18 protein-coding genes are annotated in these 17,835 nt (G+C 40.8%); 9 read left to right on the top strand and 9 right to left on the bottom strand.

The genetic code is table 11. The features are described from left to right. Window positions 1-13: 13 nt before the first annotated feature. The 5 genes from PR675_RS06410 to pabB form a co-directional block, all read right to left on the bottom strand. Complete coding sequence (locus PR675_RS06410) at window positions 14-814, bottom strand: PTS mannose/fructose/sorbose transporter subunit IIC (protein ID WP_004920443.1); 801 nt, start codon at window positions 812-814, stop codon at window positions 14-16. 87 nt (window positions 815-901) lie between these two features. After that, entirely contained in the window at window positions 902-1,873 is a 972-nt protein-coding gene (gene manX / locus PR675_RS06405; protein ID WP_204282976.1) for a PTS mannose transporter subunit IIAB, read from the bottom strand. Window positions 1,874-2,528: 655 nt separating this feature from the next. After that, window positions 2,529-3,893 carry an L-serine ammonia-lyase gene (locus PR675_RS06400; RefSeq protein ID WP_036940434.1) on the bottom strand — a complete coding sequence of 455 codons (1,365 nt, stop codon included), beginning with the start codon at window positions 3,891-3,893 and terminating at the stop codon, window positions 2,529-2,531. Between the two features lie 173 nt (window positions 3,894-4,066). Then, on the bottom strand, window positions 4,067-4,627 hold the full coding sequence (locus PR675_RS06395) for a CoA pyrophosphatase (RefSeq protein WP_004920428.1): 561 nt from the start codon (window positions 4,625-4,627) through the stop codon (window positions 4,067-4,069). Continuing rightward, window positions 4,611-5,987 carry an aminodeoxychorismate synthase component 1 gene (pabB, locus tag PR675_RS06390; protein WP_014656088.1) on the bottom strand — a complete coding sequence of 459 codons (1,377 nt, stop codon included), beginning with the start codon at window positions 5,985-5,987 and terminating at the stop codon, window positions 4,611-4,613. The genes PR675_RS06395 and pabB overlap by 17 nt, the downstream gene beginning before the upstream one ends. A gap of 155 nt (window positions 5,988-6,142) precedes the next feature. Between pabB and PR675_RS06385 the strand changes: the two genes are divergently transcribed. Both PR675_RS06385 and yebF read left to right on the top strand, forming a co-directional pair. After that, window positions 6,143-6,328 (top strand): YoaH family protein, encoded by a 186-nt coding sequence (locus tag PR675_RS06385; RefSeq protein WP_004920422.1) that lies wholly within the window; start codon window positions 6,143-6,145, stop codon window positions 6,326-6,328. A 177-nt stretch (window positions 6,329-6,505) separates the two neighbouring features. After that, window positions 6,506-6,871 carry a protein YebF gene (gene yebF, locus PR675_RS06380; RefSeq protein ID WP_004920419.1) on the top strand — a complete coding sequence of 122 codons (366 nt, stop codon included), beginning with the start codon at window positions 6,506-6,508 and terminating at the stop codon, window positions 6,869-6,871. Window positions 6,872-6,951: 80 nt separating this feature from the next. Here the strand turns inward: yebF and PR675_RS06375 are convergent, their stop codons facing one another. Further along, a complete protein-coding gene (locus PR675_RS06375; RefSeq protein WP_014656087.1) occupies window positions 6,952-7,182 on the bottom strand; it encodes a DNA polymerase III subunit theta in 231 nt (76 codons plus the stop codon). A 393-nt stretch (window positions 7,183-7,575) separates the two neighbouring features. Between PR675_RS06375 and ftnA the strand changes: the two genes are divergently transcribed. From ftnA to PR675_RS06355, 4 genes are all read left to right on the top strand, one after another. Beyond that, window positions 7,576-8,079 carry a non-heme ferritin gene (ftnA, locus tag PR675_RS06370; protein ID WP_004920416.1) on the top strand — a complete coding sequence of 168 codons (504 nt, stop codon included), beginning with the start codon at window positions 7,576-7,578 and terminating at the stop codon, window positions 8,077-8,079. Window positions 8,080-8,269: 190 nt separating this feature from the next. Continuing rightward, window positions 8,270-8,656: a copper homeostasis periplasmic binding protein CopC gene (gene copC / locus PR675_RS06365; RefSeq protein WP_004920415.1), complete on the top strand. Its 387-nt coding sequence runs from the start codon at window positions 8,270-8,272 to the stop codon at window positions 8,654-8,656. A gap of 2 nt (window positions 8,657-8,658) precedes the next feature. After that, window positions 8,659-9,555, top strand: a complete 897-nt coding sequence (gene copD, locus PR675_RS06360; protein WP_060561056.1) for a copper homeostasis membrane protein CopD — start codon at window positions 8,659-8,661, stop codon at window positions 9,553-9,555. Window positions 9,556-9,596: 41 nt separating this feature from the next. Continuing rightward, window positions 9,597-9,944, top strand: coding sequence for a DUF2511 domain-containing protein (locus tag PR675_RS06355; protein WP_004920411.1), 348 nt, complete (start codon window positions 9,597-9,599; stop codon window positions 9,942-9,944). A gap of 372 nt (window positions 9,945-10,316) precedes the next feature. Here PR675_RS06355 and PR675_RS06350 read toward each other — a convergent pair whose 3' ends face one another. The 3 genes from PR675_RS06350 to yebS form a co-directional block, all read right to left on the bottom strand. Then, window positions 10,317-10,550, bottom strand: coding sequence for a DUF1480 family protein (locus PR675_RS06350; protein WP_004920410.1), 234 nt, complete (start codon window positions 10,548-10,550; stop codon window positions 10,317-10,319). Window positions 10,551-10,697: 147 nt separating this feature from the next. Beyond that, a complete protein-coding gene (locus tag PR675_RS06345; protein WP_053109989.1) occupies window positions 10,698-13,037 on the bottom strand; it encodes an MlaD family protein in 2,340 nt (779 codons plus the stop codon). Beyond that, window positions 13,012-14,238 (bottom strand): membrane integrity lipid transport subunit YebS, encoded by a 1,227-nt coding sequence (gene yebS, locus PR675_RS06340; RefSeq protein WP_014656085.1) that lies wholly within the window; start codon window positions 14,236-14,238, stop codon window positions 13,012-13,014. The genes PR675_RS06345 and yebS overlap by 26 nt, the downstream gene beginning before the upstream one ends. Window positions 14,239-14,374: 136 nt before the next feature. Here yebS and PR675_RS06335 point away from each other — a divergent pair, with 136 nt between their 5' ends. The 3 genes from PR675_RS06335 (at window position 14,375) to prc (ending at window position 17,723) form a co-directional block, all read left to right on the top strand. Then, on the top strand, window positions 14,375-14,857 hold the full coding sequence (locus tag PR675_RS06335) for a GAF domain-containing protein (protein WP_004920404.1): 483 nt from the start codon (window positions 14,375-14,377) through the stop codon (window positions 14,855-14,857). 111 nt (window positions 14,858-14,968) lie between these two features. Next, window positions 14,969-15,661 carry an RNA chaperone ProQ gene (proQ, locus tag PR675_RS06330; protein ID WP_004920399.1) on the top strand — a complete coding sequence of 231 codons (693 nt, stop codon included), beginning with the start codon at window positions 14,969-14,971 and terminating at the stop codon, window positions 15,659-15,661. Between the two features lie 19 nt (window positions 15,662-15,680). Beyond that, the gene (gene prc, locus PR675_RS06325; protein WP_004920397.1) at window positions 15,681-17,723 is read left to right on the top strand and encodes a carboxy terminal-processing peptidase; all 2,043 of its coding nucleotides are present in this window, start codon (window positions 15,681-15,683) and stop codon (window positions 17,721-17,723) included. Window positions 17,724-17,835 lie beyond the last annotated feature (112 nt).

Genomic DNA, 17,835 nt, shown 5'->3' with positions numbered 1-17,835 from the left:
GGTTGCGCTCCTCCTAGTCTAATTCATTATCAAGGTTGTTGTTGCTATTATTTTGTGCGACAACAACTTGAGATTTATTGTATTTCGGGCTGAGTTGGATATACAGGATAGCCATAACCGCACCGATCACACCCAGCGCAACAAGGTTAAATTCGGTAAATGCCGCAGTAACAAAGCCTAAGTAGAAGAATGGCATTAGATAGCCTGCACGCATCATATTGATAACCATTGCATAACCGACAACAACGATCATACCACCAGCAATGTTCAGACCATCAGTAACGACCTGTGGAATTGAATCCAGTAGTTCTCTTACCTCAGAGGTACCAACAGAAACTGCAACGATAAGCGCTGGGATCGCAATACGCATTGCTTGAAGTAATAATGCAGAAACATGGATCCAACTGATAGCGGTTAAATTACCACTGACGGCAGCACGGTCAGCAGCATGTTGGAATGCAACGGTAACGGTACGCACAATAATGGTAAGGACTTGTCCAGCCGCCGCTAGTGGAATTGCGATGGCGATACCAGCCCCGATATTTTGTCCACCAGCAATGACCAGAATGGTTGAAATAATTGATGCAAGTGCGGCATCAGGTGCGACAGCAGCCCCAATGTTCATCCAACCTAATGCGATCATTTCCAGCGTACCACCGATGATGATACCGGTTTTCATATCTCCCAAAACGATACCGACAAGCGTACAGGCAACGAGTGGGCGATGGAACTGGAATTCATCGAGAATAGAACCCATACCAGCGATACAGGCCACGATGAAAACCAGTACTATTTGAACAACGGTGAGTTCCATTGTTTAATCTCCTGTAACCAAACAAGTTTGGTAAATCTGTTTTCGAGTAATGGTTAAAATTAAATAATATTAACGGTTTAACTAAGACTAATTTTTAAATTTTTTAATCAAATCCATCATCTGAACTTTGCTGTCAGAAGCGACTTTTCGTACTTCTAATTCAATATTTTTATCATTCAGATAGTTGAACGCTTCAATATCTTTTTGGTTGATAGAAACCGCATTCGTAACTTGAGTTTTTCCTTCATGGAACGCCATACCACCGATATTGACAGAGGTGATATCAACACCAGCTTCAACCAAACGTTGTACATCCGTTGGGTTTGTGAACAATAACATGACGCGTTCGCCTGCGTATTTTGGGTTGTTATAAACACGAATACACTTAGCAATATCAACGACATGTGCTGTTACGCCAGGAGGAGCAACTTGTTTTAGTAATGTTGAACGTACCTGATCTTTTGCCACCTCATCGCTGACGACAATAATGCGTTTAACGCGAGTTTCTTTTGTCCAGCGTGTAGCTACTTGACCATGGATTAATCGGTCATCAATACGCGCAAGTGCAATCACCATATGTTCGCCAGGGCCAGCAGTGACTGTTTGTACTGGAGCAGGTTGTTGAACGGGTGCTGGGGATGGAGTAGCAGCGGCTTCTGGCTCTTTAAATTTCAGTGCCCGAATACCACCACGGCCTGTTTCTAAAGCAACGGAGATTAATTCGTCTATTGAAGGGTTATCGTCACGACACATAAAAGTTTCAACTAACATAGGCACATTAACGCCAGTGACTATTTCATAGTTTTCATGCTCGTTTACGATACGGCTAGCTGCGTTAAAGGGACTACCTCCCCATGTATCAACTAAAAATATTACCCCCTGGGAGGTATCTAAATCAGCTAGTTTTGCTGTGTACTTATCAAATAGGGTGTCTGCGTTTTCCCCTGGTACAAAGTCAATAAACGAGACATTTTCTTGCTCGCCTATCAACATTTCGGTGGTTCGTAGAAGCTGCTCTGCCGCCACACCGTGTGTACCAATCATAATAGCTATACTCACTTGATTTCCCTCTTAACAGATATAGAACGGAATTTGTAAATCAGGTCAAAATTAAATCAGCTTAATTAAACCTCCTAATAGAAAATGATATTGATAATTTTAGCTGAATAAATTCACTCTATTTTATTCAGTTAGAAAACTGTTAATTTGCTAACCATTAGAGTCAATATCCGTAGCATAACATTTCGCATTAGTGTAAAAACTTGTTTTGCGTCAGAAAATTAAAAACATGTATTTTATTTTAAATAAAATACATATATTGTCTGAGTATATTGGTTTTATTAAATAAATAAACTATATATATGACAAAAACAGTGTATGTGACTGTTATCGGTAACAAAAAAATAGCAAAAAGAGTAAGGGATTTAAAATGTTGAGCAAAAAATAGACGAAAAATGACACGTTTCAGCAGTAGGAAGTTCTGAAAAACGTTTGTTTTGTAAACAAGGGATTTAAGTAACGATCTAATTAAGTTTTTGTTACAAATTAAAAATAGAAAAGCCAAGTAGGCGAAAAATGACGTATTAAAGATCACCCTAAACAATTAAGTCAGATAATAATCAACAATACTTGATAAAAAATGCCGCGTGTTTAATCAAAGTAAAATACGCGGCATCGGTGAAGTGATTCAATTAATGACTAGTGAATAAAGACCCTAGTCACATTGGACTTTTATTGCTAAACCTCCGCGAGAAGTTTCGCGGTATTTGGCATTCATGTCTTTGCCCGTCTCGTACATCGTTTCTATCACTTTATCGAGAGAAACACGTGGCTCACTCGTACGGCGGAGTGCCATACGCGTTGCGTTGACGGCTTTGACGGATGCAATCGCATTACGCTCAATACAAGGTACTTGAACTTGTCCTGCAACAGGGTCACAGGTTAAACCAAGGTTGTGCTCCATACCGATTTCAGCGGCAACACAAACTTGTTCAGGGCTACCACCAAACAATTCAGCAAGACCTGCCGCTGCCATTGAGCAAGCAACACCAACTTCGCCTTGGCAACCCACTTCCGCACCAGAGATAGACGCATTCATTTTATAAAGAATACCAATAGCCCCCGACGCAAGGAAATAACGTGTGTATAATTCCGGCGTAACAGGCTCAATGCAGTGGTCGTAATAAGCCAAAACCGCAGGAACGATACCACAGGCACCGTTGGTTGGGGCAGTAACAACGCGACCACCTGCCGCATTTTCTTCGTTAACCGCTAATGCAAACATATTAATGAGATCAACGACATTCATCGGGTCATTGGACAGTTTGCTTGATGATGTGACAAGACGGTTCAATGCTGGCGCACGACGAGGTACGCGCAGTGGCCCCGGTAGAACACCCTCGGTATTTAACCCGCGTTCAATACAAGCCTGCATGGTTTTCCACACATCGGCAAAATAGGCATCGATCTCTTCTTTCGTGTGAAGGTCAAGCTCATTCTTCATCATCAAGCTAGAGATGGATAACCCTGTTTTTTTGCAGTGAAGCAAAAGTTCTTCTGCTGAGTTAAATGGGTAGGAAACGGGTTTACTATCCAGAACAGATTGACCAAAATGTTCCTCATCAACAATAAAACCGCCACCAATTGAGTAGTAAGTTTTGGTATAAATTTCTTCTTCGCCTGCAAAGGCATGGATAGTCATACCATTTTCATGTAAAGGCAGATTATCTAGGCGGAAGTTCATTCCACCTTCCCGTGGGAAATCTACCGTGTGAGTGCCGTTAGCTAAGGGTAGCTTTTCAGTCTTTTCAACGTTTTCAATAAAGCTAGGAATAGATTCGATATCAACAGTAGCAGGTAAATTGCCAGCAAGGCCCATAATGATTGCAATATCAGTATGGTGGCCTTTTCCAGTGAGTGAAAGAGAGCCATAAACGTCGACCGCAATGCGTGTGACGCTTGGTAATAATTGTTTGCTTACCAAATCATCGACAAATTCTTTTCCCGCCTTCATTGGGCCGACGGTATGAGAGCTTGAAGGACCTATGCCCACTTTAAACATGTCGAATACGCTTATCACGCAGGACTCCTTAAAAAAAGTAGATATTTAGTGATTTATTTTAAAGGGCGCTACTTTACTGTTATTTAGTAGTGTTAACCAGTAAGTTTAAATTATTTTTTAAAATAAGGTAGTAACAAAAGGCCAATTGCTACAGAATAGCACAAAATGTATTCAATTACGGCACAAAATGACTACTTGAGTTGCAGAGCTAGCTGATGAAGGATGGCGGCAGTGAGACCCCAAACGAGATGTCCGTTATGCCAATAGAAGAAAATACGGTTACTTTGACCAGCACGTTTGATATCAACATATTTATGTTGATTCAGTGACAGCGCATCAAATAGCGGAACCTCGAATACAGAGGCGACTTCACTAGGATTAGGGCGATAATTAATGCCTTCGGGGAGCAGGCCGACGATTGGGGTGACTTCGTAACCGCCAATACTTTGTTGTGGCGAGAGTTGCCCAAGTACTTGGACTTTCTCTGGGGGAATAGCCACTTCTTCATAGGCTTCTCGCAGCGCGGTAGTCACTAGAGAGCCATCTTCAGGGTCACGTGCCCCTCCTGGGAAAGCCACTTGTCCGGCATGCGAACGCAAAAAAGGGGAACGCTGCGTTAATAATAATGTGGGAGTGGTTTTATTGATAATAGGCAGAAGAACGGCAGCAGATTTGCTCGCCGTCCGTTGAGTTCGGCGAGTCACTGGCAGGGTAAACTGAAAGCGGTTTATAAACTCATTCAGTTTGGTCATCGTGCTCTACTTCTCCTAACACGGGTAATATCAGCCGTAACTTATCAAAGGTTTCTTGATACTCTTTATCCGCTTGGCTATCTGCCACAATACCACCGCCAGCCCAGCAAAAAATCCGTTTTTTATCTGTTAACAGTGTACGGATGGTAATGTTGGTATCCATTTTGCCACAAAAACTAATATAGCCTATAGCGCCACAATAGCCATGACGACGATGAGGTTCAAGCTCTTCAATGATTTGCATCGCCCGAATTTTAGGGGCACCAGTAATTGAGCCTCCCGGGAAACTTGCACGCAGAAGATCTGTTGCCGTATAGGGTTTATCAAGTGTTGCAGTAATTGTGCTAACTAAGTGATAAACCGCTGGGAAGGCTTCGACAGCGAATAATTCAGGGACCTTGACTGTTCCTGGTTGTGCAACTCGACCAATATCATTACGGAGTAAATCGACAATCATCAAGTTTTCAGCACGATCTTTAGGGGAATTCGCCAATTTTTCGACTTGCATGGCATCGGCGTGTTCATCCTCTAAACGAGGTAGTGTGCCTTTGATTGGACGTGTTTGTATCTCACCATCTTGTAACTGAATAAAGCGTTCAGGCGAGATGCTGATCACCGCATTATTAGGAAGACGAATGAAAGAAGAGAAAGGGGCGCGATTTGCTCGGGTTAATAATAAAAATGCATCCCATTCATTACCCTTATATTTTGCTTGAAAACGCTGCGCTAGATTTATTTGATAGCAATCACCGCTACGCAAGTATTCATGTATTTGGCCGATTTTCTCGTGATACTGCTCTTGTGACATATTTGAATGCCATGAACTGGTAAGGGCGAACTTGGTTTTACGTGAAGCTTTTTGTTTCTTCAACCAATCAAGGCGTTTATTGGTATCAGAATAACTGAATAAGGTGACCGTTTTTTCTTGATTATCGACAATCAACGCCCATTGATATATCCCAACGGCCATATCTGGAAACGATAAATCCGTAGTCGCTATGTGTGGCATTTTTTCGATACGACGACCTAAATCGTAGCTCCAAATACCGAGAGCACCGCCAGTGAAAGGAAGCGTATCATCACTAGCATGGTCAGGGGCGTAGTGTTCAATAGTTTGTTGAAGGAGGTTAAATGGGTCTGCGTCTGAACTCTCAACCGAATGCGGGTGGGTGATCGTCGTTTTATCGCCAATAGTGGTTAGCGTTGCAATAGGATCAGCCACAACAATATCGTATCTGTTATGCGAATGCTCGGCATTGCCTGAATGGAGCAGCATTGACCAAGGTTGATGGGCTAGTGGCGTAAAATAGTCAATAGCAACATCAGGATAATAGGGGAGTTGTATTTTATTGATAACCATTTGTATATACTAAACGCTAAGTCGATAAAAAAGAACTGATAACCAGATTAGCATATATCTTATCTTAAGAAGCCAAGAGCTGTTAAAATTAAGCTAAAATTTTTTATTTTCTCTCCGCACGATTTAAAACTAACCAGTTAAGAAGGGGTTTTGACATGTTTTCAGGTATGCCAGCGCTTAATCATCAACAACAGCAAGAAGCGGTTGAACGTATCCACCAATTAATGGCTGATGGGATGAGTAGCGGAGAAGCGATTGCGCTCGTTGCACAGGAAATCCGTGAAAGATACAAAGATAAAGAGCAGATCCAAGTACGTTTTGATGAAGAAAATGAACGTTAACAAAACAAACTATTAACATTTATGCTAAAATCTGATACATATTAGTTAAGTCATACCATTCTGGCAGTTTATAATTATTTCTACTATTTTAGTTATATTAGATAAATGTCGTATAAAATTAACTATGGTCACTGATATAATTTGTTACCCAACATTTTTATAGGGATCGGAGGAAGCATGAAGGCTGGTAAGAAAATTGGTTTTGCTTTAGGTGGCTGCGCACTGTTATTTAGTTCGATTGCATTCAGCGCCAACCAAGAAGAAGGTAAAGCGGCTCCGTTTATTAGTTGTGGAAAATTGGCAGAGCCTCAAATTGCTGCACAAGTTAAAAACGATTTTATGAATAATCGCTTGCCACGTTGGGCAGAAGAAAAGGCATTAGTTGGTAAAAAAGCCGTCGCATGGGTTAATAATCAAGATGTGACGAAAACAGAGACGGGTTACCAAGTGCCATTAACAGTCAGAGGCTCTAAGCAAGATCTGCAATATAATGTGACTGTTGATTGTGAAAAATCCACTATTACATATCACTCTGTAAAATAATCTATCTCGATTTGTAGCGATGTCCTAAAAAGGAGAAGTGATGCTTCTCCTTTTTAGTTATTCGTGCCTAAAAATCATATTTAGCGATTTTTGGGCTCGTAGGGTAGACGAGAAAAATGTTGTGAAAGCTGGCGGTAGTGGGCTAACCGTTCACGAAAATAGGCTCTAAGGTGCTCAGGTTGCTCCTGCTCGACAGCTTCTGCGATCACGGCAACATTATAGCGCTCTTTAAAGGCAACCCCCGAGGCTTGTAGGTCAACATTGACTTTATCCATTTCGTCTTTGGGTAACAATGCAAGGTTATGACTCATATCCACTCTCAATCACTTCAATGTAGAGGGGGTAGTGTAGCAATTTATCGGAAAAAATCACTAGCTGCCTCGTTACTTATGGCGTAAATATAGGGAAATAATATTTTGAATTGATTGAGGGAAATAATCATTTTCACGTAAGATTATATTTAATAACTCAACTATTGATTATAATGAGAATGTATTATTTTATTAAATAACAATGATAATTTTTTTCATTAAAACACAGGTAAATACCACTAAGGATAATGAGATTGATTATTATTAATTTTACAAAAAGTTATTAATTATCAGTAAATTGTATTTTTTTGTTTTATTATTGTTTTAGGGTTTTAATTATTTTTAGAATGTGCATAATAAAAGCATTAATCTTGATAACTAAGGAAAGAAAATATGTTAACGAATGACATGATCAATAAATTAAATGAGCAGTTAAACCTCGAGTTTTATTCTGCGAATTTATATTTACAGATGAGCGCATGGTGTAGCGATAAAGGTTTTGAAGGTGCTGCGGCATTTTTAAAAGCACATTCTCAAGAAGAAATGGAGCATATGCAGCGTTTATTTGACTATCTTAGCGATACTGGTGCACTGCCAAAATTAGGTCAAATCGCCGCGCCTCCTGTTGATTTTAAATCAATCGGTGATGTATTTACGTTGACTTATCAGCACGAGCAACAAATTACTGCGGAAATTAATAAACTGGCTCATTTAGCCATCACTACCCAAGATTATTCCACATTTAACTTCTTACAGTGGTATGTTGCTGAACAACACGAAGAAGAGAAATTGTTCAAATCAATCTTAGACAAATTGGATATGGTCGGTGAAAGTGGCAAAGCGCTATTCCTATTGGATAAAGATTTAAAAAATATGTCTACATCCGCCCACGTTTAATATAAAACATCAATAGGTTCATGATTTGTAGTGATTAATTTCAATGCTCATGAGCCTTTTTCTTTTCATTTTGTGTTGATAATCACATCTTCAACAGCCAAATTCATTTTTTGGCAGCGAAAGCTTGTTTCTTTCGTATAATGATTGCTAAATAATCCAAATTCACCTGCAAATTAAGGGGTTACTAATTATGGCAATCTATCAAATCAAATCATCTTGGCGTAAATTGAGTGCTGTTGCAGTCCTATTTTTAGGTATGTCATTTCAACAGGCATTCGCTCATGCGCACTTAAAAGATCAACTACCAGCAGAAGGTGCGGCGGTTGAAAAGGCTCCTGAATCAATCACCCTTAATTTCTCTGAAGGTATTGAGATTAATTTTGCAAAAGTGAAAGTGACGGGGCCTAATGACAGCGTCGTGAAAACAGGCAAGCCTGCGTTAGATTCAAACAATGACACCAAGGTTATCATTCCAATTGAAAGCAAATTAGAAGCAGGAAAGTATGATGTAAATTGGAGTGTGGTATCCGTTGATGGTCATAAAACGAAAGGCGAATATAGCTTTACTGTGAAATAATCATGTCTTTAGAGGCATTTTATACAGTTATACGCTTTTCCCATTTTATTGCTGCGATGTTGATGTGTGGAATGTCAATATTCGCAGCGATATTAAGTGTGGGTGCTTTTAGTCAAATCCTTCGTCGCTATCTTAATCGAGCGATTATCTTTAGTGCAGTAGTCACCGTGGTTACAGCCTTTGGCTGGATGGCTGCCCAAGCTGGGCTGATGGGGGATGGCTGGGAAGAAGCACTAGACTTTGATATTTGGTCAAGTGTATTTGGCACAACGTTTGGGCTGGTTTGGCGTTGGGAATTGGTGTTTGCTGTCATCACATTAGGTGTGATTTTTATCCGTTCACAAAATATCCGGCTTTATCTGTTATTACTACTTTCTATTGTGCTCCTCGGTTTACATGCCTTGATTGGCCATGCCGCGATGTATGGTGGTGTCATTGGGGAGTTAAACCGTTTAAATCAATTTCTTCATCTTATAAGTTCAGCCTATTGGTTTGGCGGATTATGGCCGTTTTTGATTTGCATTCAGTTCTTGCGAGATAAAAAAGAATTAGCGCCAGGCTTAGATAAGCAAATTTTTGCTAGTTTGATCCGTTTTTCTCGTGTAGGGCACGTTGCTGTCGTTATTGTTGTGGTGACAGGCATAATCAGCTCGATGACATTACTGCCAAATTGGCCGTTTAATTATACCGGTTCAGAATACCAATCGTGGCTTTGGTTAAAAATCAGCTTAGTTGCACTAATGGTCATTTTAGCCTTAGTGAACCGCTATATACTGGTCCCGAATATTAAAAGAAAAGGGCGGTTACAGTATTTGATTATTAATAGTTGGATTGAGCTACTGTTAGGTACTACGGCAATTTTAGCCGTTGCTATTTTTGCGACCTATCAACCTGTATAATCACCTGATAGTGAACTTGATGTTTTAACAAGGTAAGTTGTATGAAACTGAAATTAGCGCTGTGTTCTGTATTACTGGCAAGTACTAGCTTTACGGTGGCTGCGGCACCCATTGAGACAGTAAGTAAAAAGCAGTTTGGTGATGATTGGCCATTTACCCGAGAAGAAGTGATGCTGGAATGTAGAAGTAATGGTGCACTGATTGTTATCAACCCTGCCACACTCATGCAGTACCCACTCAATGATGTGGCACAGGCTCAAATGGAGAAAAAAGAGATCAAAGCACAGCCGATCGATATTTTATTAAAGCCAATTGAGACGGAAAAAAGTGCGGAAGAGCGCGTAGAACCACTCAAATTAGCGGCGAAGAAGCTGTGTAACAACTCGTAACCTCATCTTTATTAAAGAAGAACAATGCCATAGGTTATAGGCGATTATGCTTATAACTTGTGGCATTTTTTATTATCAACAAAAAGTTGAAAGGTTGTACTTATCATTGATATAGGGTGTACCTATCAATCAAATAGCTCGATATTGGAATATTAAGAAATAAATTGTGTTAATAATATGTAAAATAATTGATAATTAGTATGGTAAGAGTGCGTTTAGCAAGCTAGTATTAAATTGTACTTTGTTACGTCTCAATGGCAATTTTTAGCGCACGGCTCTGCCAGAGCCATTTCCCAAGGCCCGGTAATCGGAATCTACCAGGCCTCTTTTTTTGCCTGTTGTTTGTAGCCCACCTAATAGTGATTTCATCAATTAAGCCACTCTCATCACCCAATGATGATTATCTTTGTCATAACGATGACGGTATAACAGAACGGGTTTCTCATTGATGAGTGCAGGAATACTGGTATTTTCATCCCAACCATCTAATTGCATACAAAACTCAGTATCAGAGTCACAAGGTATACTGAGGGTATCACTTTTATGATCTGACATGATGGCGTCATTGATTTCATAGGAAGATATTTTCAAATTAACTATGCGCATAATGTTACCTCTCGATTAATGTGTAGCTGTGGCGTTACGACTCAACAAAATTAAGCATAGTACAAATGGAATCGATTTCCAAAATGTTTTTTAAGGGCAAGTTAAAAGAAAGGTGCAATATTGTTAAAATATGCACCTTTCTAGTGATTACTGTTTAGGGATGGATGTTCCCCATTCTAACCAGTCTTTAGGAGGTTCTAATTTTAGAATGAAATGCTGATCTGGCTTCGCTTTCGGCGCGAGAGGCACCGTTGGTGGGGTCGCCAAGGAGATACCTCCCCGAACAAACTGCTTGAAGGTGCCACTCTTGATCATGCCGCCTGTGAGGCCAAAGGAGAGGTTATAACCTGAAGAGATCCAAAATTGGGTATTGTCGCGGATCAGGTATTGGAACTCTTTACCAATTCGAGTCGCAACATATACGCGGTCGGAAAGCTCTCCCAAATATAAACCAGTAACTGTACCAATTTCCATTCCCCTAAAGAGAAGAGGGGTTCCAACCTGAATAGAGCCAACTTCGGTGGCATCTAATATAATTGTTAAGCCATCTAAGTAACGCGAGTCTGTAATATTGGCCGTTTGTAGTTCAAATTGGTAACGATTTCTATTTCCTCGTCCTGGCTCGGCACTGATATAAGGTTGGATCAAGGTATCGAGGTTATTGACGCCAGAAGGAGAAAGCTCTGGTGTGACAATAGCAAAGCGACTGCCACTCTTCGTGAAAGCTTGCACATACTCTGGATAAAGGATCGCGCGTGCATTCACTTCGCGGTTATTTGGCGATAATTTCAATGAATCGATTTGTCCAATATCGATACCTAAATAGCGAATCGGCATCCCTTCTGACAATTTAGACGCATCAAAAGTGGTTAAAGTCACGACACTCCCAATGGCTTTTGCCGCAGTTTCGTTTGGATAGAGGGTATGTTGCCTTGCACTATCAAGTTTGGCCGTTGGAATATTATCAAAACTAATGGCACCTCTAATTGCTCGTGTAAGAGGAGCGGCCTGAACGGTTAATCCACTGCTATTGAGTTTGACTTTAGCGCCGCCTTCTGCCCAAAAGACGCTTTTATCTGTTAGTAGATGACGGTATTGACTAGAAATATGAATATTAACCGCGAAACCGTCTTTGGTTGGGTTAATTGAGACTATTTCACCGACAGTAAATTGGCGGTAAAGTACTACTGAACCTGCCTGAATATCAGGAAGGGTGTTAGTGTTTAATGTAATTGTGGTAGTGGGTGATGAACCTGTTATACCCGCCTTAGCATTATCATCACTTCGATATAATGGGAACGTTTCAGGCAATGGCTCTTTACCTTTTCCAACCAATAAATGAACTCCACCATCTAACCACTCTTGCGGCGTTGCACCTTGAAACTGGATCCCCGTTAAGCCAAGTTGGACATCAACGCGGCTATTGGCAACAAACTTGGTATCGTTACGGATAAGATGGCGGTACTCATCCAAAATCGCGACTTGGAAGGTAACTTTATCATCAAGTAAGTTACGCTGTAACACTTCACCTATTTTTATTCCACGATAAATGATAGGTTGTCCGGCATCGACGCCATAGGTGTCAGGAGACCATAATGAAACCACTAAACTATTTTTATTTTGCTGTTCATCCTGTCCAATATCATGCCTGTTTGGATGCAAAACAAATTGTTGCCCTTCCTGTGCTGGGGCACTATTAGTCGGTGAATCAAATGCAACAGCACCATTGATTACAGCAGAAAGGCTTTCCATTTTGACATTCACACCAGATTTTAAATCAAAGCCGCCTTGGAAGCCTGAAACATTCCAAAATTGACTGTTTTCTCTCACTAATCGGGTATACCGTTTTTCTATTATGGCAGCGATAGAAACCCCTTGGTCATTAGGCAAAATCGTGTAGTCAGAAATATAACCAACGGGCACTTTGCGATAATAAATCGGTGAGTTTTCATGCAATGAGCCTAAGTCTTTAGCCGTGAGATAAATGAGTAATTGCCCCTCTTCGGTTTGTAGTTGTGGCGGGGAGTCTTGAGCGATAAAGTTGTGTTGCTCTTCACCAGCCCCAGGTTGCATACCGATGTAGTTACCGCCAACAAGTGCATCTAAGCCAGAAACACCGGCTAATGAGGCTTTAGGTGTGACGAGCCAAAATTTGGTGCCAGAGGTGAGTGCGGGCTTCATATCTTTATTGATACTGGCCTTAACAATAATTTTCTTCATATCTTGGCTAACGGTGACAGATTGCACCAATCCAACTTCGACACCTTGGTAGCGGATCGGTGTTCTACCTGAAACTACACCGGGAGCAGAGGAAAATTCAATTGTCACCTCAGTACCTTGTTCCAACCAATGTTGGAAAAGTAACCAACCTGCGATAAACACAGCGACAAGAGGCAATAGCCAAAAGGGTGATATACGTGCTCGTTTACGTAAAATCGCCTCTTGTTCTTGCTCTACAGGTTCATTTTGTTGATTTTGATTTTCCATAAGAATCCCAAATTAAACGACTATCAAGCCACTCGACAGCGAGTATGGTTAAAATTACAGCGATACCGAAAAACAATGCGGCAGGGCCCATAGTAAAAGACATTAGCTGATCACGGTTAATCAGCGTCATCATGAGTGCGATAACAAATAAATCCAGCATTGACCAACGGCCAATCCATGTCACAAATTTTAATAACTTCATCCTCAATACCGGATCCGTCTGACTGCAACGTTGAATGGAGCATAACAGTAAAATCATGATCAGGATCTTAATAAAAGGCACTAAAATACTGGCGATAAAAACAATGATAGCAATGGGCCAATTACCTGATTCAATTAATGAAACGACACCAGAGTAAATGGTGTCTTCCATGCGTTGCCCGTTAAGATAGACAACGGAAATTGGCATTAAGTTAGCAGGAAAAAGCAAGATCATCGCTGCAATCAGTGCGGCCCATGTTTTTTGTAGGCTATATGGCTCGCGGTAGTGTAAGGGGCGATGGCAGCGTTGGCAGACTCCTCGTGAATTTGCAGGCCCGGTATAGTGGCAAGCTTGGCATGTTAAAGCATGAGGGTCATTAGCTTGCTCTTTTTTAGGGTAGAAGAGCTGCCAAAGTTGTTCGACATTTAGGTGGATTAATATTAACAGACTAATTACTGTCATGGTAATAAAAGCGATTAAACCATTTCCCAAAAATACGCTGGCGTAATCTTGCATTTTGATTGCAGCAATCCCCAATCCAATAAGATAGACATCCAACATAACCCATTCTTTTAAACGACTTAGTATCAGTAGGACGGGGCGTAGATTTAGGCGAACACGCCTTCCTATATAGAGATAAACGATAGAAATCGGCAAAAGCAGAGGTGCGCCGATGGCACAGAAGGCGATAATGCTCGCAGTGAATGGGTCACCTTGAGAATTGATGAGCCTAATACCTTCGATCACGTTGGCATAGATTTGTGTCCCCAATAAATGGATTGAAATCAATGGCTGCCAAAATGCGATAGGTGCCAACATTAATAATGTAATAGAAAGAATAAATAAGCGGTTTAGTGACCAAGAACGGCCATCGTCAAGCTGACTGTGGCAACGCGGGCATATCACAACCTGTTGAGTATCATGTGAAGGAATAGATAATTTAAGATTGCAATAGCAGCAGTGTTGCGAAATTATGTCACTATGATTAATGTGATTCATTGTTTTACTCATGGAGTTGTTAGCCGCGCGTGTAATCTAGTGTAAAAAAATTTACGGCTTAGTGACAACTTGCTAACCTACAGGGTGCACAAATTGTTTACTCTATTGCATCATTTAATTATTACAAGAAAATTTTATGGATAAAAACAAGTATTATCACGAACTTTCAGATAGTTTGTCTGCACTATTGGCAGGAGAATATGATTTAATTGCAAGTTTGGCGAATACAAGCGCGTTGTTGTATGAGCGCCTAGAAGGTATTAACTGGGTGGGTTTTTACTTAAGAAGTGGACAAGAGTTAGTGCTTGGTCCTTTTCAAGGAAAGATAGCCTGTGTCAGAATACCGTTTGGCAAAGGTGTCTGCGGTACGGCATATAGCCAAAATAAAATTCAGCGTGTTGATGATGTGCATGCTTTCTCTGGTCATATAGCCTGTGATTCGGCAAGTAATGCCGAAATCGTGCTTCCATTGGAAGTTAATGGTCAGGTTTTAGGCGTGCTGGATATTGATAGTCCAAATTTCAATCACTTTGATCAAAATGATGAAATTGGTTTAAAACATCTTGTAAGCCAGTTGTGTCAACATCTGGCAATGTGTTCGATGCCAAATTATCATTAAATATTGGTATGTTAACTTAATAGGAACGTGGCAATTGTCTGCAACGCTATTATAATGTCGGCTTGTTCATGCCCGTGCTGGTTGGCAAAATCGTTGTTATCAGGAAATTTCATGGAAAATCAACCTAAGTTGAATAGTAGTAAAGAAGTTATCGCGTTTTTGGCTGAGCGTTTTCCACGCTGTTTTATCGCTGAAGGCGAAGCACGTCCGTTAAAAGTCGGAATTTTTCAAGATATCGTAGGGCGTTTGACCGAAGAAGATGGTATTAGCAAAACGCAATTGCGTTCGGCATTGCGTATGTATACCTCTAGCTGGCGTTATCTCTACGGTGTTAAAGAAGGCGCTAAGCGCGTTGACTTAGATGGTAATGATTGTGGTGAATTAGAGGCGGAGCATATTACGCATGCTCGTCAACAATTGACTGAGGCAAAAGCTCGAGTTCAAGCGCAACGTGCAGAGCAAAAAGCGCAGAAACGACCAGCAGCCAAAAAATCAGGTGATAAAAATACCCGCAATCCGGCAGCAGCAAAAGACAAAGCGCCGCGCCATCGCCAGTCAGAAAATAAAGAACGCCCACAAAACTCTTCGACTAAACCTCAGCGCCGTAGTGGTGCAGCATCTCCAGAGCAAAAATTGAAATCAGTGACTGATATTAACGCACTTCAGGTCGGCCAGACTCTGAAAGTGAAAGTTGGTACAAGTCTGATGGATGCGTCTGTGCTGGAAATTGCTAAAGATGGTGTCAGAGTTCAGTTGCCAACAGGAATGGCAATGATTGTGCGCGCGGAACATTTAAAGTTCTGATACGGAGGTCAATCAGGGCATGAACAAACTTTTAAAGATTGCATTAGTCGTTAGTGTTGCCACTTTTGGTAGTGCAATTGCGAATCCTCAAGCAGTGACACAGTTCACTGCTGCTCAGTTACCTGTATTAAAACAGGATACTCAGCATGGCACAGTAAGTGAAAGGGTAACATCTAGGTTTACCCGCTCTCATTATCGCCAATTTGATTTGGATAAAGCGTTTTCCGGTAAAATTTTTGATCGTTATCTGAATATGTTGGATTACGGTCATAACGTTTTGCTTCAGTCAGATGTTGATGAGTATGCAAAAGATAAAGCTAAAGTCGGTGAATGGCTGGAAAATGGAAAACTAGATACGTTCTATGACCTGTACAACCTTTCTCAGAAAAGACGCTTTGAACGCTTCCAATATGCATTAGCTCGTCTTGAGCAACCAATGAATTTTGATGCGAATGACTTTATTGAAGTCGATCGTAGTAAAATGCCTTGGCCAAAGGATAAGCAAGAATTAGATAAGCTTTGGGATCAAAAGGTCAGATATGATTGGCTGAACCTGAAGCTATCGGGCAAAGATGATAAAGAGATTAAGGAAAAACTCACTAAGCGTTATAACTTTGCTTTAAGACGTTTGACGCAAGGGCAAAGTGAAGATGTTTTCCAATTAATCATGAATGCTTTTGCTCGTGAAATCGACCCTCATACCAGCTACCTTTCTCCGCGCAATACTGAACAGTTTAATTCTGAAATGAGTTTGTCGTTAGAAGGGATTGGTGCAGTCTTGCAGCAAGACGATGAAAATACAGTGATTAATTCATTGGTTGCGGGTGGGCCGGCAGCAAAAAGTAAAGAATTAAAAGTAGGCGATAAAATTATCGGTGTAGGCCAAACTGGTAAGCCGATGGTTGATGTGGTTGGTTGGCGACTCGATGATGTGGTCGCACTGATCAAAGGGCCTAAAGGAAGTAAGGTCCGTTTGGAAGTGGTATCTGACACAAAAGGGGCTAAGCCCCATGTGGTCACTATCGTTCGTGAACAAATTCGTTTAGAAGATCGTGCCGTTAAACTGAACATTAAAAAAGTCGGGAATGAAAAAGTCGCCGTACTAGATATTCCGGGTTTCTATGTTGGTTTAACCAATGACGTTAAAACGCAACTACAGAAAATCGCGAAAGATAACGTTTCTGCCCTAGTTATTGACCTGCGAGGTAATGGCGGTGGTGCATTGACAGAGGCCGTTTCATTATCCGGTTTGTTTATTCCTAAAGGGCCAATTGTGCAAGTCCGTGACAATAATGGGCAAGTGCGTCAGGATGCAGATGATGACGATGTCATTTACTACAAAGGGCCATTAGTTGTTCTTGTTGACCGCTTTAGTGCTTCCGCCTCTGAAATTTTTGCGGCGGCAATGCAAGATTATGGTCGGGCGCTGATTGTCGGCGAACCAACTTTTGGTAAAGGGACTGTTCAACAACATAGAAGTTTGAGTCGTGTTTATGACCAAATGCTGAAGCCTGATTGGCCTGCATTAGGCTCAGTGCAATACACCATTCAAAAATTCTACCGTGTTAATGGTGGCAGTACTCAGCGTAAAGGGGTAACACCGGATATTGTTATGCCTACAGGGCAAGATCCTGCTGAAACGGGGGAAAGCTTTGAAGATAACGCATTGCCATGGGATAGTATTCCGCCTGCCAATTATAGCAAGGTCGGGGATGTGACTTCCGATTTATCAGACTTAAAAACTAAACACTTAGCACGTATTAGCCAAGATACAGAGTTTAAGTATATCGATGAGGACATTGCACATTATAAAGCGAATAAAGAGAGTAAAAATCTTATTTCGTTAAATTATGCACAACGTCTGAAGGAAGATAATGAAATTGAAGCAACGAAACTAAAACGTATCAATGAGCGTAATGCAAAAGAAGGTAAGCCTCTATTGAAGTCAATTGATGATTTACCTAAGGATTACGAAGGGCCTGACCCGTATTTGGACGAAACAGTTAAAATTGCTATTGATCTTGCTAATCCTGATACCCATTTATTGCCAAATAAAAAATAATTTGGTTAAACAGTAAATTAAATTAGGGCCAGCAATCGCTGGCCTTTTTCATAGTCTGTGTAAAGTTATGTTAATTTTTGGTTTTTTCGTGTTAAAACACTTGAAAAAGTAT

Origin of the sequence: Providencia sp. PROV261 (assembly GCF_028477945.1) — a bacterium.
GTDB lineage: Bacteria > Pseudomonadota > Gammaproteobacteria > Enterobacterales > Enterobacteriaceae > Providencia > Providencia stuartii.
Note: the sequence above shows the minus strand (reverse complement) of the source record. Positions and strands in the feature narration are given on the sequence as shown.